The 22,069-nt window shown below is 71.5% G+C and carries 18 protein-coding genes; 12 read left to right on the top strand and 6 right to left on the bottom strand.

Features of this window, described 5'->3' with window-relative positions; genetic code table 11:
- Window positions 1-389 precede the first annotated feature (389 nt).
- A complete protein-coding gene (locus DIZ27_RS14830; RefSeq protein WP_109378872.1) occupies window positions 390-2,921 on the top strand; it encodes an ATP-binding protein in 2,532 nt (843 codons plus the stop codon).
- Window positions 2,922-2,929: 8 nt separating this feature from the next.
- On the opposite strand, the gene DIZ27_RS14825 is transcribed toward DIZ27_RS14830, so the two are convergent.
- A complete protein-coding gene (locus tag DIZ27_RS14825; RefSeq protein WP_109378871.1) occupies window positions 2,930-3,682 on the bottom strand; it encodes a DUF4118 domain-containing protein in 753 nt (250 codons plus the stop codon).
- Window positions 3,683-3,940: 258 nt separating this feature from the next.
- Between DIZ27_RS14825 and DIZ27_RS14820 the strand changes: the two genes are divergently transcribed.
- The 4 genes from DIZ27_RS14820 to kdpC are packed head-to-tail and all read left to right on the top strand — an operon-like array spanning window position 3,941 to window position 8,450.
- A complete protein-coding gene (locus tag DIZ27_RS14820) occupies window positions 3,941-4,030 on the top strand; it encodes a potassium-transporting ATPase subunit F (RefSeq protein ID WP_109378870.1) in 90 nt (29 codons plus the stop codon).
- A 1-nt stretch (window position 4,031) separates the two neighbouring features.
- Window positions 4,032-5,696 carry a potassium-transporting ATPase subunit KdpA gene (gene kdpA, locus DIZ27_RS14815; protein WP_109378869.1) on the top strand — a complete coding sequence of 555 codons (1,665 nt, stop codon included), beginning with the start codon at window positions 4,032-4,034 and terminating at the stop codon, window positions 5,694-5,696.
- On the top strand, window positions 5,693-7,801 hold the full coding sequence (kdpB, locus tag DIZ27_RS14810) for a potassium-transporting ATPase subunit KdpB (RefSeq protein WP_109378868.1): 2,109 nt from the start codon (window positions 5,693-5,695) through the stop codon (window positions 7,799-7,801). Before kdpA ends, kdpB begins: the two co-directional genes overlap by 4 nt.
- Before the next feature lie 13 nt (window positions 7,802-7,814).
- Window positions 7,815-8,450 (top strand): potassium-transporting ATPase subunit KdpC, encoded by a 636-nt coding sequence (gene kdpC, locus DIZ27_RS14805; protein WP_109378867.1) that lies wholly within the window; start codon window positions 7,815-7,817, stop codon window positions 8,448-8,450.
- A gap of 144 nt (window positions 8,451-8,594) precedes the next feature.
- Here kdpC and aceB read toward each other — a convergent pair whose 3' ends face one another.
- Window positions 8,595-10,220 carry a malate synthase A gene (gene aceB, locus DIZ27_RS14800; RefSeq protein ID WP_109378866.1) on the bottom strand — a complete coding sequence of 542 codons (1,626 nt, stop codon included), beginning with the start codon at window positions 10,218-10,220 and terminating at the stop codon, window positions 8,595-8,597.
- A gap of 140 nt (window positions 10,221-10,360) precedes the next feature.
- Window positions 10,361-11,008: an NTP transferase domain-containing protein gene (locus tag DIZ27_RS14795; RefSeq protein WP_109378865.1), complete on the bottom strand. Its 648-nt coding sequence runs from the start codon at window positions 11,006-11,008 to the stop codon at window positions 10,361-10,363.
- A 239-nt stretch (window positions 11,009-11,247) separates the two neighbouring features.
- Here DIZ27_RS14795 and DIZ27_RS14790 point away from each other — a divergent pair, with 239 nt between their 5' ends.
- A complete protein-coding gene (locus DIZ27_RS14790; protein ID WP_258308371.1) occupies window positions 11,248-11,508 on the top strand; it encodes a DUF5955 family protein in 261 nt (86 codons plus the stop codon).
- 97 nt (window positions 11,509-11,605) lie between these two features.
- Here DIZ27_RS14790 and DIZ27_RS14785 read toward each other — a convergent pair whose 3' ends face one another.
- Window positions 11,606-12,403, bottom strand: coding sequence for an IclR family transcriptional regulator (locus tag DIZ27_RS14785; protein ID WP_109378863.1), 798 nt, complete (start codon window positions 12,401-12,403; stop codon window positions 11,606-11,608).
- Between the two features lie 245 nt (window positions 12,404-12,648).
- Here DIZ27_RS14785 and allB point away from each other — a divergent pair, with 245 nt between their 5' ends.
- The 3 genes from allB (at window position 12,649) to DIZ27_RS14770 (ending at window position 16,973) form a co-directional block, all read left to right on the top strand.
- Entirely contained in the window at window positions 12,649-13,989 is a 1,341-nt protein-coding gene (gene allB / locus DIZ27_RS14780) for an allantoinase AllB (RefSeq protein ID WP_109378862.1), read from the top strand.
- Window positions 13,990-14,104: 115 nt separating this feature from the next.
- Window positions 14,105-15,271 (top strand): allantoicase, encoded by a 1,167-nt coding sequence (gene alc, locus DIZ27_RS14775; RefSeq protein WP_109378861.1) that lies wholly within the window; start codon window positions 14,105-14,107, stop codon window positions 15,269-15,271.
- A 148-nt stretch (window positions 15,272-15,419) separates the two neighbouring features.
- A complete protein-coding gene (locus DIZ27_RS14770; protein WP_181383530.1) occupies window positions 15,420-16,973 on the top strand; it encodes an MFS transporter in 1,554 nt (517 codons plus the stop codon).
- Window positions 16,974-17,027: 54 nt separating this feature from the next.
- Here DIZ27_RS14770 and DIZ27_RS14765 read toward each other — a convergent pair whose 3' ends face one another.
- Together DIZ27_RS14765 and DIZ27_RS14760 are read right to left on the bottom strand one after the other, a co-directional pair.
- Window positions 17,028-17,888 (bottom strand): Cof-type HAD-IIB family hydrolase, encoded by an 861-nt coding sequence (locus tag DIZ27_RS14765; protein ID WP_109378859.1) that lies wholly within the window; start codon window positions 17,886-17,888, stop codon window positions 17,028-17,030.
- Window positions 17,889-18,070: 182 nt separating this feature from the next.
- Complete coding sequence (locus DIZ27_RS14760) at window positions 18,071-19,093, bottom strand: Gfo/Idh/MocA family oxidoreductase (protein ID WP_109378858.1); 1,023 nt, start codon at window positions 19,091-19,093, stop codon at window positions 18,071-18,073.
- A gap of 128 nt (window positions 19,094-19,221) precedes the next feature.
- Between DIZ27_RS14760 and DIZ27_RS14755 the strand changes: the two genes are divergently transcribed.
- From DIZ27_RS14755 to DIZ27_RS14745, 3 genes are all read left to right on the top strand, one after another.
- On the top strand, window positions 19,222-19,959 hold the full coding sequence (locus DIZ27_RS14755) for a GntR family transcriptional regulator (protein WP_109378857.1): 738 nt from the start codon (window positions 19,222-19,224) through the stop codon (window positions 19,957-19,959).
- A gap of 244 nt (window positions 19,960-20,203) precedes the next feature.
- Window positions 20,204-21,385, top strand: coding sequence for an ROK family glucokinase (locus tag DIZ27_RS14750; RefSeq protein ID WP_109378856.1), 1,182 nt, complete (start codon window positions 20,204-20,206; stop codon window positions 21,383-21,385).
- The gene (locus DIZ27_RS14745) at window positions 21,382-21,960 is read left to right on the top strand and encodes a sugar kinase (protein ID WP_109378855.1); all 579 of its coding nucleotides are present in this window, start codon (window positions 21,382-21,384) and stop codon (window positions 21,958-21,960) included. The genes DIZ27_RS14750 and DIZ27_RS14745 overlap by 4 nt, the downstream gene beginning before the upstream one ends.
- Window positions 21,961-22,069 lie beyond the last annotated feature (109 nt).

Genomic DNA, 22,069 nt, shown 5'->3' with positions numbered 1-22,069 from the left:
AGGCCGCAGGCGAGCCGCGACATCGTCTCCCGCTCGTCGTCGAGTCGGGCCTCGGCCGCGAGCGTCGACCCGTTGTCGCGCCAGGTCCCCCGCGGCAGTGCCATGGTGCCCCGGACGTGTGAGAAGTGCCGTACGCACTCCGCGAAGAACTCGTCACCGGCGACCGGGGATCCCGCAGCCAACCAGTCCCGACGACGTCGTCGGCGAAGCGGACATCACCCGTGTGATGCTCTACCGGCACTTCGAGTCCAGGGCAGACATGCGCCGTGCCGCCCTGGACCGCACCTGCGCACGGCTGCCCGGATCGACCGGGCCGTACAGGGCAGCATCGAGGCCGCTCAGTGCGACCATGGAGCTGCGGGACGGGCGAGGAAGGACCCCGATCGGTCATGGCAGGCAAGCTGCGAGTGTTCCTGGGAGCCGCGCCAGGCGTCGGGAAGACGTACGCGATGCTCGCCGAGGGGCGCCGGCTGCGCGCGGGCGGCCTTGACGTGGTGGTGGGGTTCGTCGAGACGTACGGCCGTCGGGGCACCGAGCAGCAGCTGGCCGATCTGCCGGTGGTGCCGCGCCGGGTGTTGCGGTACCGGGGGATCGAGCTGACCGAGATGGACCTGGACGCGCTGCTGGTCCGACGGCCCGCGCTGACCCTGGTGGACGAGCTGGCCCACACCAACGTGCCCGGCAGCAGACACGCAAAGCGTTGGCAGGACGTGGGGGAGCTGCTGCGGGCCGGCATCGACGTCGCGACGACGCTGAACATCCAGCATCTGGAGAGCCTCAACGACGTGGTCGAGCAGATCACCGGCATCGTCCAGCACGAGCGGATCCCCGACGCGGTCGTCCGGGCCGCCGACAGGATCGAGCTGGTGGACCTCAGCCCCGAGGCGCTGCGCACCCGGATGGCGCAGGGCGAGATCTACGGGCCCGACAGGATCGACGTGGCGCTGGACAACTACTTCCGGGCCGGCAACCTCGGTGCGCTGCGCGAACTGGCGCTGCTCTGGCTGGCAGACCGGGTCGAGGAAGAGCTCGCCGACTACCGGGCCCGGCACGGTATCAGTGCCCCCTGGGAGACCAAGGAACGGATCGCGGTCGCCCTGAACGGTGCCCCGCAGGGCGAGCACCTGATCCGCCGGGGTGCCCGAACGGCCGCCCGGGTGCACGGCGATCTGATCGGCATCCACGTCCGGCTGGACGACGGCACGCTGCAGTCGGAACCGCCGGGCCTGGAGGAGCAGCGCCGGCTGCTGCGCGAGCTGCACGGCAGCTATGTGGAGATCAGCGGCAGCGACGTCGCGCAGGCCCTGGTGGACTTCGCCCGCGCGGAGAGCGCGACCCAGATCCTGCTCGGGCCGACGAGCCGCTCGAGGCTGAAGGAGCTGATCGGTGGTTCGGTGATCAACCGGGTGATCCGCATGGCCGGGCCGATCGACGTCCGGGTGCTGCCACCGCCCGACCCGGATCTGCTCGCCGTACCGCCGGCGCCGCACCGCCGCAGGCCCGCACCGGTGCCGGCGCGGCGGAGCTGGGCGGCCTGGTCGCTCGGGCCGGCCGGAGCGGCCGCGCTTGCGGCGGTGCTGTCGCCGCTACGCGGCTCACTCGGCCTTTCCGGGGCGCTGTTGTGCCTGCTGCTGCTCGTCGCCGGGGTGGCCCGGCTGGGTGGGCTGTTCCCGGCGGCGGCCACCACCGCGACGGCGGCGGTGGCCGCGGACTACTTCTTCACCACCCCCTGGCACAACCTGGTCATCGGCCGGGCGGCGGACATGGCGGCCCTGCTGTTGTTCCTGGCCGTCGCGGGGATCATCGCGCACCTGATCGACGGTCTGGCCCGGCGTTCGCAGCAGGCCGCCCGAGCCCGCGCGGAGGCGCAGGTACTGGCCCGGCTGGCGGGGGAGACGGTGGATTCCGCCGCCCGGGCGCTGCCCGAGCTGCTGGGGGAGCTGTGCCGGGTCTTCGCCCTGGACGGCGCGGCCGTCATGGTCCGGATGGGCGAGGAGTGGCGCCCGGTGGCGTCCTCGGGCCCGGTGCCGCCCGCCCGGCCGGAGGAGGCGGCCTTCGCCGCAGACCTCGGGCAGGACACGGCGCTCGTCCTGACGGGCCCGTCGCTGAGCCAGGAGGATGCCCGGTTGCTCGGCCCGTTCGTCACCCAGCTGCGGCTGGTCCGGGAGCGGGAGCGGCTGACCGCCCAGGCCCGGGCGGCGGAGGCGCTGGCCCGCACCGACGCACTGCACATCAACCTGCTGGAGGCGGTGGAGCACGACCTGCGTACCCCGTTGGCGTCGATCAGCGCGGCCGCCGCCGGTCTCCGGTCACCCGAGACCGAACGGAACGCGAAGCGCGTTCGCTGGCTGGCCACCCGGATCGGCGCCGAGTCGGAGCGGATGAACCGCCTCGTGGCCAACCTCCTGGACCTGAGCCGTTTGCAGGTCGGCGCGGTGCCGGTGACGCTCCGGCCGGCCGATCTCGACGAGGTGGTCCGGGCGGCAGTGGACAGCCTTCCGGACGAACAGGCCGCCGCCGACGTCAGGATCGCGATCGCCGACGGCCTGCCGAAGGTCGAGGCCGACCCCGGACTGCTGGAGCGTGCGTTGGCCAACGTGGTGGCCAACGCACGCCAGTGGTCCCCGCCGGACGCCGAGGTGATGGTCGACGCCGGCGCCGTGGCCGGCCGGGTCGACGTGCGGGTGATCGATCGTGGCCCCGGCATCTCGGAGGTCGACTCGGACAACCTCTTCCAGCCCTTCCGGCGCAGTCGGCCCCATGACGGCGGCGCCGACGGCGGGGTGGGGCTCGGCCTCACGGTCGCCAAGGGCTTCGTCGAGGCGATGAGCGGCGAACTCACGGTCGAGAGCACCTCGGGAGGCGGGACCACCTTCGTCTTCGGCCTGCGCGTCTGGCCGGGAGAGCCGGCCACGGGCTGAACGCCCCGTCATGCCGCCTTCGCCGGCTGCCACAAGGCGTCCATGGCCGCCCCGGCCTGGTCCGCCAGGGTGACCGCGACCAGCCGCGCCTGCCGAGAGGGCACCGCTCCGGGCGTGGGGGCGAGCATGTACCGGCCGATGTACCTGCCGTTGCCGAACATGCGCACCTCCACCTCCTGGTCGGGCAGGCCGAGCCGGTCCGCGTCCCACTGCCTGCGCCCGATGGTGATCGAGCCGTCGTGCTCCAGACGCGGCGGGTGGCCGATCAGGGAGCCGTACTGGAAGCGGCAGCCACGTAGCTGCAGCAGGTCGATCAACTCGTCCCCCACGTGGTCGACCACGGTGAGGGCGGAGTCGGCCGAGCGGGAGAGCACGGCGGTGTCGTGGATCCGTGCCAGGTATCCGGCGTCCGTGATCGCTGTCACCCGGAAACGCCGTGCGCGGACCGCCAGTTGGGAGACCGTCAGGCCGACACAGAGCAGCAGGAGTGCGGTGGTGACGTCGGTGGACTTGCTGATCGTGAACCGCTCGTAGGGCCGGGTGAAGAAGAAGTCGAACCACAGGGCGGCGCCCACCGCGGCAAGCGCAGCGGCCCCCCGGTGTCCCAGAGCGGCCACCGCCACCACCACGACGACCAGCATCAGGGCGACGTCGGTGTTCGCCAGGCCGCCGCGCCACGGCAGCAGCACCGCACACAGGGCAACCGGGGCCAGCACCGCTGCGAGCAGGGAGAACGGCCCACGGGTGATGAACCGGAGCATGGCGCACCTCCTGACCTCAGGTGTAGCAGGCCCGGCACCCCGCGCGACAAACCAGCACCGATCGTTGATGCGATCCTTGCACCCGACTCCGACGGCCCAGGAAAAGTCGGCATGCCCTTCCTCCGCGGCCGACAATCTCCTCACCGGACCGATCGATCAGTTGCGGAGTGGAGCCACCGTGGTGGACCTGGCCTTCATCGGTGTGACCGTCCTCGCGTTCGGCGTCCTTGCCGTTCTGGCCAAGGGTGTGGGGCGCCTGTGACGGCCGACAACATCCTGGGACTGGTGGTCGCTGCGGTCGTCATCGTCTATCTGGTACTGGCCCTCATCCATCCGGAGAGGTTCTGAGGTGGACCCGGCGCTTGCGGGCAGCCTGCAGGCGCTGTCCCTGGTGGTCGCGCTCGCTCTCTCGCACCGGCCGCTCGGTGACTATCTGGCGCACCTGCTGACCAGCCGCAGGCATCTGCGGACAGAACGCGGCCTCTACCGCTTGATCGGTGTCGACGCGGACTTCGACCAGCCCTGGATGGCCTATCTGCGCAGCGTGCTCGCCTTCTCCGCGGTCTCGGTGCTCTTCCTCTACGGCTTCCAGCGTCTGCAGAACCACCTGTGGCTCTCGCTCGGCTTCCCGGCGGTGCCCGCCGCGACCGCCTGGAACACCGCGGTCTCCTTCGTGACCAACACCAACTGGCAGTCGTACTCGGGCGAGTCGAGCATGGGCCATCTGGTGCAGATGGCGGGGCTGACGGTGCAGAACTTCCTCTCGGCCGCCGTGGGCATCGCCGTCGTGACGGCGCTGATCCGGGGATTCGCCCGCAGCCGCACCGACCGGGTGGGCAACTTCTGGGTGGACGTCACCCGGCTGACGCTGCGCCTGCTGCTCCCGGTCTCAGTCGTCCTCGCCGTCGTTTTCGTGGCCTGCGGCATGGTGGAGAACCTGCACGGGGCTGTCCAGGTCACCACGATGAGCGGCGGCACCCAGAGCCTTCCAGGAGGTCCGGTGGCCACCCAGGAGGCCATCAAGGAGCTGGGCACCAACGGAGGGGGCTTCTACAACGCCAACTCCGCTCATCCGTTCGAGAACCCCACGCCGCTGACCAACTGGCTGGAGATCTACCTGCTCCTGGTGATCTCCTTCTCGTTGCCGCGCACCTTCGGGACGATGGTCGGCGACCGGCGCCAGGGCCACGCCGTCGTCGCCGTGATGGCACTGCTCTGGATCGCCTCCGCCTCCGTGCTGACCTTCTTCGAATGGCAGCACGAGGGGACGGCACTCCAAGCGGCGGGCGCGGCGATGGAGGGCAAGGAGGTCCGCTTCGGCATCCCGGCCTCGACGCTGTTCGCCGCCTCCACCACCTCGACCTCGACGGGCGCGGTCAACTCGGCCCACGACTCGTACTCTCCACTCGGCGGAGGCGTGCTGCTGTTCAACATGATGCTCGGCGAGATCGCGCCGGGCGGTGCGGGTTCGGGGCTGTACGGCATGCTGATCCTGGCGATCGTGACCGTCTTCGTGGCCGGTCTGATGGTCGGTCGCACACCCGAGTACCTGGGCAAGAAACTCGGCAGCCGGGAGATCAAGTTCGCTTCCCTCTACATTCTCGCCACCCCGGCGCTCGTGCTGATCGGCACCGGCACGGCGATGACGTTCACGGCGGAGCGGGCCGCCATGCTCAACAGCGGCCCGCACGGCTTCTCCGAGGTGCTGTACGCCTTCACCTCGGCAGCCAACAACAACGGCTCCGCGTTCGCCGGTCTCACCGCCACCAGTACCTGGTGGAACACGGCGCTCGGCCTGGCGATGCTGTTCGGGCGGCTGCTGCCGATGGTGTTCGTGCTGGCCCTGGCCGGATCGCTGGCCCAGCAGAGCCCGGTGCCGGCGACGGCCGGCACGTTGCCCACCCACCGGCCCCTGTTCGTGGGGATGCTGACCGGCGTCGTCCTGATCGTCGTCGGGCTCACCTACTTCCCGTCCCTCGCCCTGGGGCCGCTGGCGGAAGGGATCCGCCGATGACGGCGTCGGCGGGCGCGCCGCCCGCGCACCAGGCGCACCGCGTCTCGGGCGGGATGCTGGATGCGAAACAGCTGGTCCGCTCCCTCCCGGACGCGCTGCGAAAGCTCGACCCCCGGGTGATGGCCCGTCGCCCGGTCATGTTCGTGGTGGAGGTCGGTTTCGCGCTGACCACCTACTCGGCGATCCGGCACACCAGCGTCTTCGCCTGGCTGATCACCATCTGGCTGGGGCTCACGGTGGTCTTCGCCAACCTGGCCGAGGCCGTGGCCGAGGGCCGGGGCAAGGCCCAGGCGGATACGCTGCGCCGCACCCGTACCGAGGCCGTCGCCCGGCGGATCACCTCACCGTGGCACCCCGGCCTGGTGGCACTGCCACAGGAGACGATCCCCGCAGCCGACCTGGGGCCCGGTGACCATGTGATCGTCGAGGCCGGCCAGCTGATTCCGGGCGACGGCGACGTGGTCGAGGGCGCGGCCTCGGTCGACGAGTCCGCGATCACCGGGGAGTCGGCTCCCGTGATCCGCGAGTCCGGTGGCGACCGCAGCGCGGTCACCGGCGGCACCACCGTGCTGTCCGACCGGATCATCATGAAGATCGTCTCCAAGCCCGGGGAGACCTTCATCGACCGCATGATCGCCCTGGTCGAGGGCGCCGCCCGGCAGAAGACCCCCAACGAGATCGCACTGGACATCCTGCTGGCATCGCTGACGATCATCTTCCTGCTCGCGGTGGTCACCCTGCAGCCGATGGCCGCCTACGCGGGCGCCGAGCAGAGCATCGTCGTCCTGGTCGCCCTGCTGGTGGCGCTGATCCCCACCACCATCGGCGCACTGCTCTCGGCGATCGGCATCGCGGGCATGGACCGGCTGGTGCAGCGCAACGTGCTTGCCATGTCCGGCCGGGCGATCGAGGCGGCCGGTGACGTCTCCACCCTGCTGCTCGACAAGACCGGCACCATCACCTTCGGCAACCGCCAGGCCGCCGAGTTCACCCCGGTCGGCGGCACAGACGTGCGGCAACTGGCCGACGCGGCGCAGCTCTCCAGCCTCGCCGACGAGACACCGGAGGGCCGGTCCGTCGTCGTCCTCGCCAAGGAGAAGTACGGCCTGCGCGCCCGGACCCAGCAGGAGATCGGGCACGCCGAATGGATCCAGCTCTCCGCCCAGACCCGGATGAGCGGCGCCGACCTGCCCGAGGACGGCGGCATCCGGTGCATCCGCAAGGGCGCGGCCGGTGCGGTGATCCGTTGGGTGCAGGACAACGGGGGCACGCCAGGCCCGGAGATCGGCCCGCTCGTCGACGGGATCTCCGCCGTGGGCGGCACACCGCTCGTGGTCGCGGACCGGCACGGTGACGAGCCCGCCCGCGTCCTGGGCGTCCTCCACCTCAAGGACGTGGTCAAACACGGCATCCGGGAGCGGTTCGAGGACCTCCGCAGGATGGGCATCCGGACCGTCATGATCACCGGCGACAACCCGCTCACCGCCCGGGCCATCGCCGACGAAGCCGGGGTGGACGACTTCCTCGCCGAGGCCACCCCGGAGGACAAGATGGCGCTGATCCGGCAGGAACAGGGCGGCGGAAAGCTGGTCGCGATGACCGGTGACGGCACCAACGACGCCCCGGCCCTCGCCCAGGCCGACGTGGGCGTGGCGATGAACACCGGTACCTCGGCCGCCAAGGAGGCCGGCAACATGGTCGACCTCGACTCCAACCCCACCAAGCTGATCGAGATCGTCGAGATCGGCAAACAACTGCTCATCACCCGCGGCGCGCTGACCACCTTCTCGATCGCCAACGACATCGCGAAGTACTTCGCGATCATCCCCGCGATGTTCGCGGGCGTCTACCCGGGCCTGAACCACCTCAACATCATGGGCCTGCACAGCCCCACCTCGGCGATCACCTCGGCGATCATCTTCAACGCGCTGATCATCGTCGCCCTGATCCCGCTCGCCCTGCGCGGCGTCCGCTACCGGCCCTCCTCGGCCTCGGCACTGCTGCGCCGCAACCTCGGCGTGTACGGGGTGGGCGGGCTGATCCTGCCCTTCCTGGGGATCAAGCTCATCGACCTCCTGGTTCAGTTCCTTCCCGGTCTGCACTGAAGGGAGAGCCGCCGTGCCGACCTCACGCACGCCCTGGATCCGGCTGCACCTGACCGCGTTGCGCCTGCTCCTGGTCTTCACCGTGATCTGCGGGCTGGCGTACCCGCTGCTGATCACCGGAATCGCCCAGAGCGCCTTCCCCCGGCAGGCCAACGGCTCGCAGCTCGAACACAACGGGCAGGTGGTCGGTTCCGGCCTGCTGGGCCAGAACTACAACCTGCCCAAGAAGAACCCGAACGACCCGAAGGAGCAGCCGCGACCGGACCCGAAGTGGTTCCAGCCCCGGCCCTCGGCGGCGGGCACCGGCTACGACCCGACCGCCTCGGGCGGGTCCAACCTCGGCCCCGACGACGCAGCCCTGACCAAGACCGTCCAGGACCGCAGGGCGGCCGTGGCCGCCTTCGACGGTGTCGACCCGGCACAGGTCCCGCCGGACGCGCTCACGGCCAGCGGCTCCGGTCTCGACCCGCACATCTCCCCGGCCTACGCCGATGAGCAGGTCGACCGCGTCGCCACAGCGCGCGGCCTGGACCCGGCGGCCGTACGCCGACTGGTCGAGCAGCACCTGCAGGGCCGCGATCTCGGCTTCCTCGGTCAGCGCCGGGTGAACGTCGTCAGCCTCAACCTCGCCCTCATGCGGCTCGGCTGACCGGTGGCCCAAGTGAGGTGTCCGGTGGCGCAGCGGCAGACCGAGCGGCGCGTCCCGACCGGTCACCCCTCGGACGAGGCCGGTTCGCGCCGCCGGCCGGCCGTGGCCCCAGGGCCGCTCCGGGGCCACGGACGCGTGTGGGCGTCAGCCCCGGAGCTGCTCGTACGCCGGCAGGGTGAGGAAGTCGGCGTAGTCCTCGTCGAGGGAGACCTTCAGGAGCAGGTCGTGGGCCTGCTGCCAGTGGCCCGCCGCGAAGGCCTCGTCGCCGGTCTCGGCGCGGATGTCCGACAGTTCCTCGGCGGCGACCCTGCGGGCCAGTTCCGCGGTGACCCGCTCGCCGTTGTCGAGGACGACACCCGCGTTGATCCACTGCCAGATCTGGGAGCGGGAGATCTCGGCGGTGGCCGCGTCCTCCATCAGGTTGAAGATGGCGACCGCACCCGTGCCGCGCAGCCAGGCCTCGATGTAGCGGATACCGACCTGGACGGCGTTGACCAGGCCCGCGTACGTCGGCTCGGCCTCCAGGGAGTCGATCGCGAGCAGGTCGGCGGCGCTGACGTCGACGTCCTCGCGCAGCCGGTCCTTCTGGTTCGGCTTGTCGCCCAGCACCCGGTCGAAGGACTCCATGGCGATCGGGACCAGGTCCGGGTGGGCGACCCAGGAGCCGTCGAAACCGTCGTTCGCCTCGCGGTCCTTGTCGGCGCGGACCTTCTCGAACGCGACCTTGTTGACCTCCGGGTCCCGGCGGGACGGGATGAAGGCCGCCATACCGCCGATCGCGTGCGCGCCCCGCTTGTGGCAGGTACGCACGAGGAGTTCGGTGTACGCCCGCATGAACGGGGCCGTCATCGTGATCGCGTTGCGGTCCGGGAGGACGAACTTGGCGCCGCCGTCACGGAAGTTCTTGACGATGGAGAACAGATAGTCCCAGCGTCCCGCGTTCAACCCCGAGGCGTGGTCGCGCAGTTCGTAGAGGATCTCCTCCATCTCGTACGCAGCCGTGATCGTCTCGATGAGGACGGTGGCGCGGACGGTGCCCCGGGGGATGCCCAGGTGGTCCTGCGCGAAGACGAACACGTCGTTCCACAGGCGGGCTTCCAGGTGGGACTCCGTCTTCGGGAGATAGAAGTACGGGCCCTTGCCGAGATCGAGGAGACGCCGGGCGTTGTGGAAGAAGTACAGCCCGAAGTCGACCAGGGCACCGGGCACCCGGGTGCCGTCCGGGACGGAGAGGTGCCGCTCGTCCAGGTGCCAGCCGCGCGGGCGCATGACGACCGTCGCCAGCTCCTCGGCCGGGCGCAGGGCATAGGACTTGCCGGACGCCGCGTCGGTGAAGTCGATGGTCCGGGTGTAGGCGTTGATCAGGTTGAGCTGGCCGAGGATCACGTTCTCCCAGGTGGGCGCCGAGGCGTCCTCGAAGTCCGCGAGCCAGACCTTCGCCCCCGAGTTGAGGGCGTTGATGGTCATCTTGCGGTCGGTGGGGCCGGTGATCTCGACGCGTCGGTCGTTCAGGGCCTCGGGGGCCGGTGCCACCCTCCAGGAGTCGTCCGCGCGGACGGCGGCCGTCTCCGGGAGGAAGTCGAGCGTGGAGGTGCGGGCGATCTCGGCACGGCGCTCCGCGCGGCGGGCGAGGAGTTCGTCACGCCGGGGCGTGAACCGCCGGTGCAGTTCGGCCACGAAGGCGAGTGCCGCCTCGGTGAGGACCTCGTCCTGCCCGGGCAGGGGTTCGGCGTCGACGATGGCCAGCGGGGACGGCGCTGGTGCAGACATCAGCTGTCACTTCCTTCAGGCGGGCGCTCTGGGCAGTGGATAGTAGTTTCCTCATTGTGGAAGTTCAATGGTCTGTTGATGTCGAGGTACTTCGGGGCGAGGTACTTCGGGTCGGGTCACGGCGGCGCCGGGTGCCCCCTTCACTCGAGGCGGGTCAGGTCCTCCTCCGTGTCGATGTCGTAGGGCTCGGCCACGTCCCCGCACTCGACGAGCGTGATCCGGTCCGCGTGTTCCTTCAGGTAGGCGCGCGCCCCCCGGTCGCCGGTCGCGGTCGCGGCGACCCCGGACCAGTGCGCGGACCCGAACAGGACCGGGTGACCGCGTACACCGGCGTAGGTGGCCGAGGCGAGCGAATCCCGCGGTTCTCGCGCCGCGCGTGCGCCGAGTACCCGCGCGACCGCCCTCGGCCCGATCCCGGGCTGGTCGACCAGCAGGACCAGCGCGGCCCGGGCGTCCGTACCGGTCAGCGAGGTGAGCCCGGCCCGCAGGGACGAGCCCATGCCCTGCTCCCATACGGGGTTGTCGACGAGCACGCAGTCCGGCAGTGAGGCACGCGCACGTACCTCGTCCGCCCCCGCGCCGAGCACCACGTGGACGCGCTCGCAGCCGCCCTCGCGCAGGCACCGTACGGCGTGCTCCACGAGCGGTCGTCCCCGGTACGTCAGCAGCGCCTTGGGGCGGCCGCCCAGCCGTCGCCCGCCGCCCGCCGCGAGCAGCAGTCCCACGACCCGCTCCGGGGCCGCCTGTCCGGCGTCCGGGCTCCTCCGGCGTTTCGTCGGTGTCGTCACGGACTCTGCATACCGCACCCGCCGCCGGGTGTCCGTACGGCGCGATGTCACGCTGTGGAGCAAGCCGATGACGCAGCGGACTGGCGCGGAGGGGGTGGGGTGGCGTTTACTGGCGCGCACCGGTGACGGGGGCGGCGGGGCCGGTGGGGAGAGGCGCACCGTGGTGCGTGAGGGGGAGGACTGCGTTGCGGAGCGTAGAGCAAAGGCGTACGGGCGGCAGCCATCAGGACGATCCACGGGTGACGGAGCTGCGTTCCGCCGTGTCCCGGCTGCGGCGCCAACTCGCGGCCCATCCTGCGGAGTTCCCTGATCGGAGCATCGCGGAGGAGGAACTGGCCGCACTGGACGCCTTGGTGGCGGACGGCAGTGCCGAGGTCCCCCGGCTGCGCCGTTCCCTGCTGCTGATCGCCGGCGCGATCGGCTCGGTGAGTGCACTGGGGCCGGGGCTGCGGGAGGTGCGGGACGCGGTGGAACTGTTCGGACCGGCACCCCGAGATTGACGAACGGGCTTGCGGAACACCCCCTGAAAGGGGGGCGTGCGCGGGCGCTGAGGTCGAGGAGCGGCGGATCCGCGGGATGGCCGACCGGGCCGGTCGGTCAGGCCGTCGGGCCGCCGCCCGGAGTGGTGAGCACTTCGGAGAGTTCCCTGGCCACCTGCTGGAGCACCGGCACGATCCGCTCCGTGGCCGACTCCGTGACCCGTCCCGCGGGACCGGAGATCGAGATGGCCGCGGCGGTGGGGGAGTCGGGCACCGGGACGGCGAGGCAGCGCACGCCGATCTCCTGCTCGTTGTCGTCGATGGCGTAGCCCTGGCGGCGCACCTCGTCGAGCGCCGCCAGGAACCCCTCCGGTGTGGTGATGGTCCTGTCCGTCGCGGCGGGCATCCCAGTGCGGGCGAGCAGGGCCCGTACGTCCTCCGGCGGGAAACCGGCCAGCAGGGCCTTGCCCACCCCGGTGGAGTGCGGCAGGACGCGTCGGCCGACCTCGGTGAACATCCGCATGGAGTGCTTGGACGGCACCTGCGCGACGTACACGACCTCGTCCCCGTCGAGCAGCGCCATGTTCGCCGTCTCGCCCGTCTCCTCCACCAGGCGGGCGAGACAGGGGCGCGCCCAGGTGCCCAGCAGCCTGGAGGAGGATTCGCCGAGCCTGATCAGGCGCGGGCCGAGCGCGTAACGGCGGTTGGGCTGCTGGCGCACATAACCGCATGCGACGAGGGTGCGCATCAGGCGGTGGATGGTAGGCAGGGGCAGTCCGCTGCTCGCCGACAGTTCGCTGAGACCGACCTCGCCGCCCGCGTCCGCCATCCTTTCGAGCAGGTCGAAGGCGCGCTCGAGGGATTGGACCCCGCCGGAGGTGGGCCGGAGGGGGCCGTTGGCGCTGGACGTCGGCACGGCGCGTTTCCTTTCAGGGCTGCGGGAAGGGAGAAGCCTACCCGGCGGTCGGTGGGCCGCCTGGTGACACGTTACTGAATTCTGTCTTACGGAAGTCTAATTCCGCTTCATGGAAACATCCAGGGAGCGGTCGTCGGTCGCCGTCCGGGCGGTGTGCCCCTTGACGGCGCAGGAGGGGGAGTGAAGACTCCTTCAACAGAAAGTTGAACCCCCGGGAAGTATGCCGGTGGAGGGGAGGGGCATGGGTGTCCGACACCGAACTGGTACTGCGCTCGACGCGCGTCGTCACTCCCGGGGGGATGCGGGCCGCGTCGGTCGCGGTCGCCGACGGCACCATCACGGCCGTCCTGCCGTACGAGGCGCCCGGCCCCGGGACGGCCCGCCTGGCGGACCTCGGCGACGACGTTCTGCTGCCCGGCCTGGTCGACACCCACGTGCACATCAACGATCCGGGCCGTACCGAGTGGGAGGGCTTCTGGACCGCCACCCGCGCGGCGGCGGCCGGCGGCATCACCACGCTCGTCGACATGCCGCTCAACTCCCTCCCGCCGACGACGACGGCCGGTCATCTGCGCACCAAGCAGCGGGCAGCCGCAGGCCGGGCCCATGTCGACGTCGGCTTCTGGGGCGGCGCCCTGCCCGGCAACGTCCCGGACCTGCGCCCGCTGCACGAGGCCGGGGTCTTCGGCTTCAAGGCGTTCCTGTCGCCGTCCGGCGTCGACGAGTTCCCGCACCTCGGGCCGGAGCAACTGGCCCGCGCCCTGGCGGAGATCGCCGCCTTCGACGGGCTGCTGATCGTGCACGCCGAGGACCCGGACCACCTCGCCGCCGCCCCGCGGCACGGCGGCCCGAAGTACGCCGACTTCCTCGCCTCCCGTCCGCGCGACGCCGAGGACACCGCCGTCGCCCTGCTCCTCGCGGAGGCGAAGCGCCTCGACGCGCGCGTGCACATCCTGCATCTGTCCTCGAGCGACGCGCTGCCGCTGATCGCCGAGGCGAAGTCGGACGGGGTACGCGTCACCGTCGAGACCTGCCCCCACTACCTGACCCTCACCGCCGAGGAAGTCCCGGACGGCGCGAGCGAGTTCAAGTGCTGCCCGCCCATCCGCGAAGCCGCCAACCAGGACCCGCTCTGGCGGGCTCTGGCGGACGGCGTCATCGACTGCGTGGTCACCGACCACTCCCCGTCCACCGCCGACCTCAAGACCGCCGACTTCGCCACCGCCTGGGGTGGCATCTCCGGCCTCCAGCTCAGTCTGTCCGCCGTCTGGACCGAGGCCCGCGGACGGGGCCATGGCCTGGAGGACGTCGCGCGCTGGATGTCGACGCGCACGGCGGAACTGGTCGGCCTCGGCACCCGCAAGGGCGCCATCGCGCCCGGCCGCGACGCCGACTTCGCCGTCCTCGCCCCCGACGAGACCTTCACCGTCGACCCCGAAGGGCTCCAGCACCGCAACCGGGTGACGGCGTACGCGGGCAAGACCCTGTACGGCGTCGTGAAATCCACCTGGCTGCGCGGCCGGCGCGTCATGACCGACGGCGAGTTCACCGAACCGAAGGGCCACCTGCTCACCCGCATCCCCTGACGCCGGGGCGAGAACGGCAAGAACGGCGAGAACGGCGAGAACACGGAAACGACAGGCACCGGCCACCACTCGACCTCGACCTCCGGCTTCCCCCGAAAGGCAGGATCGGATCACCGTGACGGCGCAGTACCCCTCCTCGTTGCCCCACTTCAGCGGCCATGCGGCCCCCTACGGCGGCGGTGACCCGTACGCGGACTACCGCACCGCCGACTTTCCCTTCGCCGACCTCACCGATCTCGCCGACCGCCGGCTCGGCGCCGGTGTGGTCGCCGCCAACGACGAGTTCTTCGCCCAGCGCGAGAACCTGCTGCTGCCCGAGCGCCCCCTGTTCGATCCGGAGCACTTCGGGCACAAGGGCAAGATCATGGACGGCTGGGAGACCCGGCGCCGCCGCGGCCCCTCCGCCGAGCAGCCCTGGCCGGCGGCCGAGGACCACGACTGGGCGCTGATCCGCCTCGGCGCGCCCGGAGTCGTCCGCGGCATCGTCGTCGACACCGCCCACTTCCGCGGCAACCACCCCCAGGCCGTATCGGTCGAGGGCACCTCGGTGCCCGGTTCCCCGGCACCGGAGGAACTCCTCTCGGACGGGGTGAAGTGGACGACGCTGCTCCCGCGCACCCCGGTGGGCGGCCACGCCGCCAACGGCTTCGCCGTCTCGGCCGAACGGCGCTTCACCCACCTGCGCCTGTCCCAGCACCCCGACGGCGGCATCGCGCGCCTGCGCGTGTACGGCGACGTCGTCCCGGACCCCGGGTGGCTGGACGCCCTGGGCACCTTCGACGTCGTCGCCCTGGAGAACGGAGGCCGGGTCGAGGACGCCTCCGACCGCTTCTACTCACCGGCTGCGAACACCATCCGGCCCGGCCGCTCCCGCAAGATGGATGACGGCTGGGAGACCCGGCGCCGCCGGGACCGGGGTCACGACTGGATCCGCTACCGGCTCACCGGCCAGGCACGGATCCGTGCCCTCGAGATCGACACGGCGTACCTGAAGGGCAACAGCGCCGGCTGGGCCTCGGTGTCGGTACGGGACGCCGAGGGCGGCGCGGCCGAGGGAGCGGGCGGGACAGGCGAGGGCGACGGCTGGCGGGAGCTCCTGCCCCGTACCCGTCTCCAACCCGACACCAACCACCGCTTCGTCCTCCCCGTCCCGGTAATCGGTACGCACGCGCGCGTGGACGTCTTCCCCGACGGCGGCATCTCCCGGCTGCGCCTGTTCGGCTCGCTGACCGAACAGGGCTCGACCGCCCTGGCCGCCCGCCACCGGGAACTGGACGGCTGACCCACCGGGCCCCAACGAGCCCCGGCGGGTCGGCACATCACGCCTGCGGGGCGGTGACCGGCCGTGTTCTGCGCTGGGCCGATCGAGTGGTGACCCCAGAGTCCCGGGCGTACCGTCGTACGGTGGACTCCCGAAAGGGCGACCCGGCATGACCAGCGGTCCGCGGCCGGGTTCCGTACCGCAGACCACCGGCCAGGATTCCCGCAGCAGGGGCAGTGCGATGGCCCTGCTGGTCATCGCCTCGTGCCAGTTGATGGTGGTGCTGGACATCACCATCGTGAACATCGCCCTGCCGCACATCCAGCGTTCCCTGGACTTCTCCACCACCAGTCTGTCGTGGGTGGTCAGCGCCTACACCCTCACCTTCGGCGGGCTGCTGCTGCTCGGCGGCCGGGCCGGCGACATCCTCGGCAGACGGCGCGTCTTCGTCTTCGGCGTCCTGCTCTTCGCGCTCGCCTCCCTGCTCGGCGGGCTGGCCCAGAACCCCGGCCAGCTCCTCGCCGCCCGCGCCCTGCAGGGCATGGGAGGCGCCATCGCCTCCCCGACCTCCCTCGCCCTGATCAGCACGACCTTCCGTGAGGGGCCGGACCGCAACCGTGCCTTCGGGGTCTTCGCCGCGGTCTCGGCGGGCGGCGGTGCGATCGGGCTGCTCGCCGGCGGAATCCTCGTCGAATGGCTGAACTGGCGGTGGGTGCTGTTCGTCAACGTCCCGATCGGGCTCCTCATCGCTCTCGCCGCCCCGCGCTGGATCAAGGAGTCCGAACGCCACCCGGGCCACTTCGACATCACCGGCGCGCTCACCTCGACCGTGGGCATGGTGCTCCTGGTCTACGGGTTCATCCGGGCCGCGCAGGACGGCTGGCGGGACGCCCTCACCCTGGCCTCGTTCGGCGCGGCCGTCCTCGCCCTCGGGACGTTCGTGCTGGTCGAGAGAAGGTCCCGGCAGCCGATCACCCCGCTGCACATGTTCGCCGACCGCAATCGCGCGGGCACGTACGGCATCATGCTGTGCCTGGCCGCGGCGATGTTCGGCATGTTCTTCTTCCTGACCCTCTTCGTGCAGGAGGTGCTGGGCTTCAGCCCCCTCCGGGCCGGCCTGGCCTTCCTGCCGGTCAGCGCGGTCATCGCGATCGGCGCCGGGCTGGCCTCCCGGCTCCTGCCCGTGTACGGGCCCAAGCCCTTCATGGTGGGGGGCGGCCTCCTGGCGGCGGCGGGCCTGGCCTGGCTGACCCTGACCGACGTCCACTCCACCTACGCGGGCAGCATCCTCGGCCCGATGCTGGTGTTCAGCCTCGGCATGGGCATGGAGTTCGTCTCGCTGACCCTGATGGCACTCTCCGGCGTCCGTCCCGCGGAGAGCGGCGCGGCCTCCGGCCTCCTCAACGCCACCCAGCAGGTCGGCGGCTCACTCGGCCTGTCCATCCTGGTCACGGTGTTCGGTACGGCGAGCACCAGCGAAGCGGAGAAACAGATCCCGCGCTTCCTGGAGCAGGCGACCGTGGCCGAACGCCTGCGTTTCCAGCGCACCGGGGAGCTCCCACCGCCCTGGGCCGACGAGATCCTCGCCCACGGGATCTCGGCCGCGTTCACCACCGCGGCGGTCTTCGCCGCGCTCGCCGCGCTGGTCGCCGTCGTGGCCATCCAGGTCCGCCCCTCCGACCTGCGACGCCTCCAGGGAGGCATGGGGCCCGGCCCGGTGTGAGACGGCGTTCCTCCTGCCCGCCCGGGACGGCCGGGAGCCCCGACGCGCCGTGCCTCACTCGCCGGGCAGCGCGAGCAGCCGCTCGATCGTGCGCAGGACGCCGTCCTCGTTGTTGGACGGGGCGACATGGCGGGCGCGGTTCAGGACGTCGGGATGCGCGTTGGCCATGGCGAAGGACCACTCGGCGGCGTCGAGCATCTCCAGGTCGTTGAGGTAGTCGCCGAACACCAGCGTCTGGGCGGGGGTGACGTCCAGCTCCCGCTGGACGCGGCGCAGGGCGGTGCCCTTGTTCGCGGTCCGGTTCATCACGTCGACCCAGTGCTCGCTGGAGACGACGACCTGGTGGGTGGAGGTGAACTCGGTCAGGGCCGGTGCGATGGTGCGGGCCGCGGGGGCGAAACCGAATATCGCGATCTTGTTGATCTCGTCGTCGACGACGGTGGCGTCCGCGACGTTCCGGTGGGCGACGTAGTACTGCTCGACCTTGGCGAGGAAGGCCGCGTCGGTGCGCTCGGTGTAGGCGTGGCGCTTGCCGCAGACGACGACGCCGACGTCCGTGCCGTTGTCCGCGAGCCGGCGCACCGTCCTGACCAGCCGGGCGGCGACGGCGGGGTCCAGCGGGTCGGAGGCCAGTTCGACGCCGTCGCGGACCACCTGGGTGCCGTTCTCCGCGATGAAGACCATGCCGTCGTCGAAGCCCTCGAACAGGCGGGCGAGGGTGGCGTACTGGCGGCCGCTCGCCGGGCTGAACAGCACCCCGCGCTCGCGCAGGAGCGACACCGTCCGGCGCAGCCGCCGCGGCGGATCTCCGGCGTCGTCCAGGAGGGTGCCGTCCATGTCGGTGACGACGAGCCTGATGTCGACCGGCGCACCGGGCAGGTGGGGGAGGTCGGCGGACGCGGTGGGCGCGGTCATGGACGGGTCCTGTTCTGCATCTTCGGGGACGGTTTCGGCGAGGCCGTGCGCCCATTCTAGTAAGGACCCTTGCCCAACCCTTCGAGGCGGCTGACGCCCTGGTGCGCACGCGACGGGCCGGCTTTCCGGACCGCGGCGGCACACCGAGGAGGGGCGTCAGCACACCCGGGGGCTCCCGGACCTCATCCGAAGGGCGATGCCGCCCCGCCCGCGATCTCCATCAGCCGCACCGCTCTGCGCTCCCGCCGGGACACCTCGCACGCCTCCGCGACGCGCAGCGCCTGCAGGGCCTCGCGCCCGTCGCAGGGGTTGGCCCGCTCACCCCGCACCACCTCGACGAACGCGATCAGCTCCGCCTCGTACGCGGGCCCGAAACGCTCCACGAACCCGGTCCACGGCTTGTCCGCGGCCGGCGGCCCGGTCGGCTCGGTGGACGCGATCGGTGTGCGGTCGTCGAGGCCGACCACGATCTGGTCCCGCTCCCCGGCGAGCTCCATGCGCACGTCATAGCCCGCGCCGTTCATCCGCGTCGCGGTGAGGGCGGCGAGTGTGCCGTCGTCGAGGGTGAGGAGCGCCGCGCCGGTGTCCACGTCGCCCGCCTCGCGGAACATGGCCGGACCGGCGTCGGAGCCGGCGGCGTAGACGTCCACGACCTCCCGGCCGGTCACCCAGCGCACGAGGTCGAAGTCGTGGATCAGGGTGTCCCGGTACAGCCCGCCGGACTGCGGCAGGTACCCGGCGGGCGGCGGCTCCGGGTCGCTGCTCATCGCCCGTACGGTGTGCAGCCGGCCCAGCCGCCCCGAGCGCACCGCCTCACGCGCGCCCAGGTAGCCCGGGTCGAACCGGCGCTGGAAACCCATCTGGAGGACGGTCCCGGCCGCCTCGACCTCCGTGACCGCTTGTAACGTCCCGGCCAGATCCAGGGCGATGGGCTTCTCACAGAACACCGGCAGCCCCGAACGGGCCGCCCGGCCGATGAGTTCGGCGTGGGCGGACGTGGCCGTCGTGATCACCAAGGCGTCCACCCCCCAGGTGTAGATCTCGTCCACCCCGGGCGCCGCCGTCTCGCCGAGCCGCTGGGCGAGTGCCTGGGCCCGAGCCGGTTCCGCGTCCGTGAGGATCAAGGAACCGACGTCGCGGTGCCTGCTGAGTGTGTGGGCGTGAATGGTGCCGATACGGCCCGTACCGATGACCCCGATGCGCATGGGAACAAACTGCGGCCCGCGCCCCTCCCTGTCAATCCGCATGTCCGGACAACCGAACTACACGACTTCCCGTCAACCACGCGTGGGACTACGCTCGGCCCGTGCCGAAACCAGGAGTGGACCCGACCGTGCAGCTGGAGCTGAGCGTGGACCGCGGCTCCCCCGTCCCGCTGTACTTCCAGCTCGCCCAGCAGCTGGAGGCCGCCATCGAGCACGGCAGACTGACCCCCGGGAGCCTGCTGGGCAACGAGATCGAGCTCGCCGGCCGGCTCGGCCTGTCCCGGCCGACGGTCCGTCAGGCCATCCAGTCCCTCGTCGACAAGGGACTGCTCGTACGGCGGCGGGGGGTGGGCACCCAGGTCGTGCACAGCCAGGTCAAGCGCCCCCTGGAGCTCAGCAGCCTCTACGACGACCTGGAGTCGGCGGGCCAGCGCCCGGCCACGAAGGTCCTGGTCAACACGGTCGTCCCCGCGTCCGCCGAGATCGCCGCGGCCCTCGGCGTGGCCGAGGCGGGCGAGGTGCACCGGATCGAGCGGCTGCGGTTCGCGCACGGCGAACCGATCGCGTACCTGTGCAACTACCTGCCGCCCGGGCTGCTCGACCTGGACACCGGACAGCTGGAGGCCACCGGCCTGTACCGGCTGATGCGGGCCGCCGGCATCACCCTGCACAGCGCCCGCCAGACCATCGGCGCCCGCGCCGCCGGTGCCGTCGAGGCCGAGCGGCTCGGTGAGGAGACGGGCGCCCCGCTGCTCACCATGCAGCGCGTGACCTTCGACGACACCGGGCGCGCCGTGGAATTCGGCACCCACACCTACCGGCCCGGCCGCTACTCGTTCGAGTTCCAGCTGCTGGTACGGCCGTGAAGCCGGTGCGAGCCGGCATGGACATCTCGGTGAACGCCAGGTGACGTGAGCCGATCTTCATCACATTGTCCGGACAATGTGACCGGCTCCGGGGTCGGGGTGCGGAGGGGGCGTTGTTCCGGGTACGGGGCCGCCGGTGTGCGACAGGAGGCCGCCGCGAGCGCCCCGGGAGCGGCAGGCGTCACGCGGTGCCTTCGCTCCCGAGTACGCCACCCAGGGTCACCGTGAGGCAGAATCGGCGGCAATGAGCACCTACCGCGACCTCACACTGCCCAGGGCGCTGAGTTCCGCTCGGGCGGCAGCCCCTGTCGGCTCCCGCCGTGCACCCGTGCTCCGCACGGTCGGCACCAGGGAACGCCGCTCCCACCTGTCGGCACCGCGCGTACCGACCGTCGGCATCGACATCGGCGGTACGAAAGTGATGGCGGGCGTCGTCGACGCCGACGGCAACATTCTGGAGCGGCTCCGCACCGAGACCCCGGACAAGTCGAAGAGCCCGAAAGTCGTCGAGGACACCATCGTCGAACTGGTGCTGGACCTGTCCGACCGGCACGACGTGCACGCGGTCGGCATCGGCGCGGCCGGCTGGGTCGACGCCGACCGCAACCGCGTGCTGTTCGCCCCGCACCTGTCGTGGCGCAACGAGCCGCTGCGCGACCGGCTCGCCGGACGCCTCGCCGTCCCCGTCCTGGTCGACAACGACGCCAATTCCGCCGCCTGGGCCGAATGGCGCTTCGGCGCCGGCCGCGACGAGGACCACCTCGTCATGATCACGTTGGGTACCGGCATCGGCGGCGCGATCCTCGAGGACGGTCAGGTCAAGCGCGGCAAGTACGGCGTCGCCGGCGAGTTCGGCCATATGCAGGTCGTCCCCGGCGGCCACCGCTGCCCCTGCGGCAACCGCGGCTGCTGGGAGCAGTACAGCTCCGGCAACGCACTGGTCCGGGAGGCGCGCGAACTGGCCGCCGCCGACTCGCCGGTCGCCTACGGGATCATCGAGCACGTCAAAGGGAACATCGCCGAGATCAGCGGCCCGATGATCACCGAGCTGGCCCGCGAGGGCGACGCCATGTGCATCGAGCTCCTCCAGGACATCGGCCAGTGGCTCGGCGTCGGCATCGCCAACCTCGCCGCCGCCCTCGACCCCTCCTGCTTCGTCATCGGCGGCGGGGTCTCGGCCGCCGACGACCTGCTGATCGGCCCCGCGCGGGACGCCTTCAAGCGCCACCTCACCGGCCGCGGCTACCGCCCCGAGGCCCGTATCGTCCGCGCCCAGCTCGGTCCCGAGGCCGGCATGGTGGGCGCCGCCGACCTCGCCCGCCTGGTCGCCCGCCGCTTCCGCCGCGCCAAGCGCCGCCGGGTCGAGCGGTACGAGCGCTACGAGCGGTACGCGGAGGCCCGCCGGACCCCCCAGGAGACGCTGTGACGGGCGACCTTCCCCCGCAGGCCCGCTTCCCCGGCAGGCCCCGGCCGCCCGAGGACCGCCGGCACATGATCCGCCGCAGGGCGCTCACCCTGCTGATCATCGTGCTGCTCATCGGCGTCCCGGCCGGGTACCTGGTGATCTCCGCGAACCAGAGCCGCGCGAGCGGCAAGGACAAGGAGGCGAAGTACTCGGCCGACGGCCTGACCCAGGGCTGGCCGTCGAAGCTGCAGCGCCGCCTCTACCAGGTGCCGGTCCCGCACCCGGCCTGGTGGGTGGCCTCCTACGAGACCAACAACTGGAAGACCAGCCGCCTCTACGTCGAGTTCGAGACCACCGACGCCGGCCTGAGCGCGTTCCTCACCAGCATGGGGGTGCAGCAGGACGAACTGAAGCGGGACGAGATCACCATCAGCGACCGCGACCAGGAGATCACCGGCTGGAAGTTCGACCGCCCCGGCCTGTGGTCCGGACTCGTCAACGAGCAGAAGGATCCCGCGCCGACCCACGACGTCGTCGTCAACCACGGCAAGCCGGGCTTTCCCAAGGTGTACGTCGTCTCCCGGACGGTTCCCTGACCCCGCGCCGCTCCCTCGCTCGTACTCTCCCCGGCCGTCCGGCCAGGGCGCCGGGACCGATTGTCAGTGCCCGTCCGTAGAGTCGAGGACGGCTGGGGTGACTACGCGG

This window comes from Streptomyces sp. NWU339 (assembly GCF_003143855.1).
In the GTDB taxonomy this organism is placed as follows: Bacteria; Actinomycetota; Actinomycetes; order Streptomycetales; family Streptomycetaceae; genus Streptomyces.
The sequence above is the reverse complement of the archived record's forward strand: the minus strand, read 5'-3'. Positions and strand labels throughout refer to the sequence as shown.

What these genes read in the sequence shown, in the direction of transcription:
- DIZ27_RS14830 (WP_109378872.1), top strand. Translation starts at nt 390, where the DNA reads ATGGCAGGCAAGCTGCGAGTGTTCCTGGGAGCCGCGCCAGGCGTCGGG.
- DIZ27_RS14825 (WP_109378871.1), bottom strand. Translation starts at nt 3,682, where the DNA reads ATGCTCCGGTTCATCACCCGTGGGCCGTTCTCCCTGCTCGCAGCGGTG.
- kdpB (WP_109378868.1), top strand. Translation starts at nt 5,693, where the DNA reads ATGACGGCGTCGGCGGGCGCGCCGCCCGCGCACCAGGCGCACCGCGTC.
- aceB (WP_109378866.1), bottom strand. Translation starts at nt 10,220, where the DNA reads ATGTCTGCACCAGCGCCGTCCCCGCTGGCCATCGTCGACGCCGAACCC.
- DIZ27_RS14770 (WP_181383530.1), top strand. Translation starts at nt 15,420, where the DNA reads ATGACCAGCGGTCCGCGGCCGGGTTCCGTACCGCAGACCACCGGCCAG.
- DIZ27_RS14765 (WP_109378859.1), bottom strand. Translation starts at nt 17,888, where the DNA reads ATGACCGCGCCCACCGCGTCCGCCGACCTCCCCCACCTGCCCGGTGCG.
- DIZ27_RS14760 (WP_109378858.1), bottom strand. Translation starts at nt 19,093, where the DNA reads ATGCGCATCGGGGTCATCGGTACGGGCCGTATCGGCACCATTCACGCC.
- DIZ27_RS14750 (WP_109378856.1), top strand. Translation starts at nt 20,204, where the DNA reads ATGAGCACCTACCGCGACCTCACACTGCCCAGGGCGCTGAGTTCCGCT.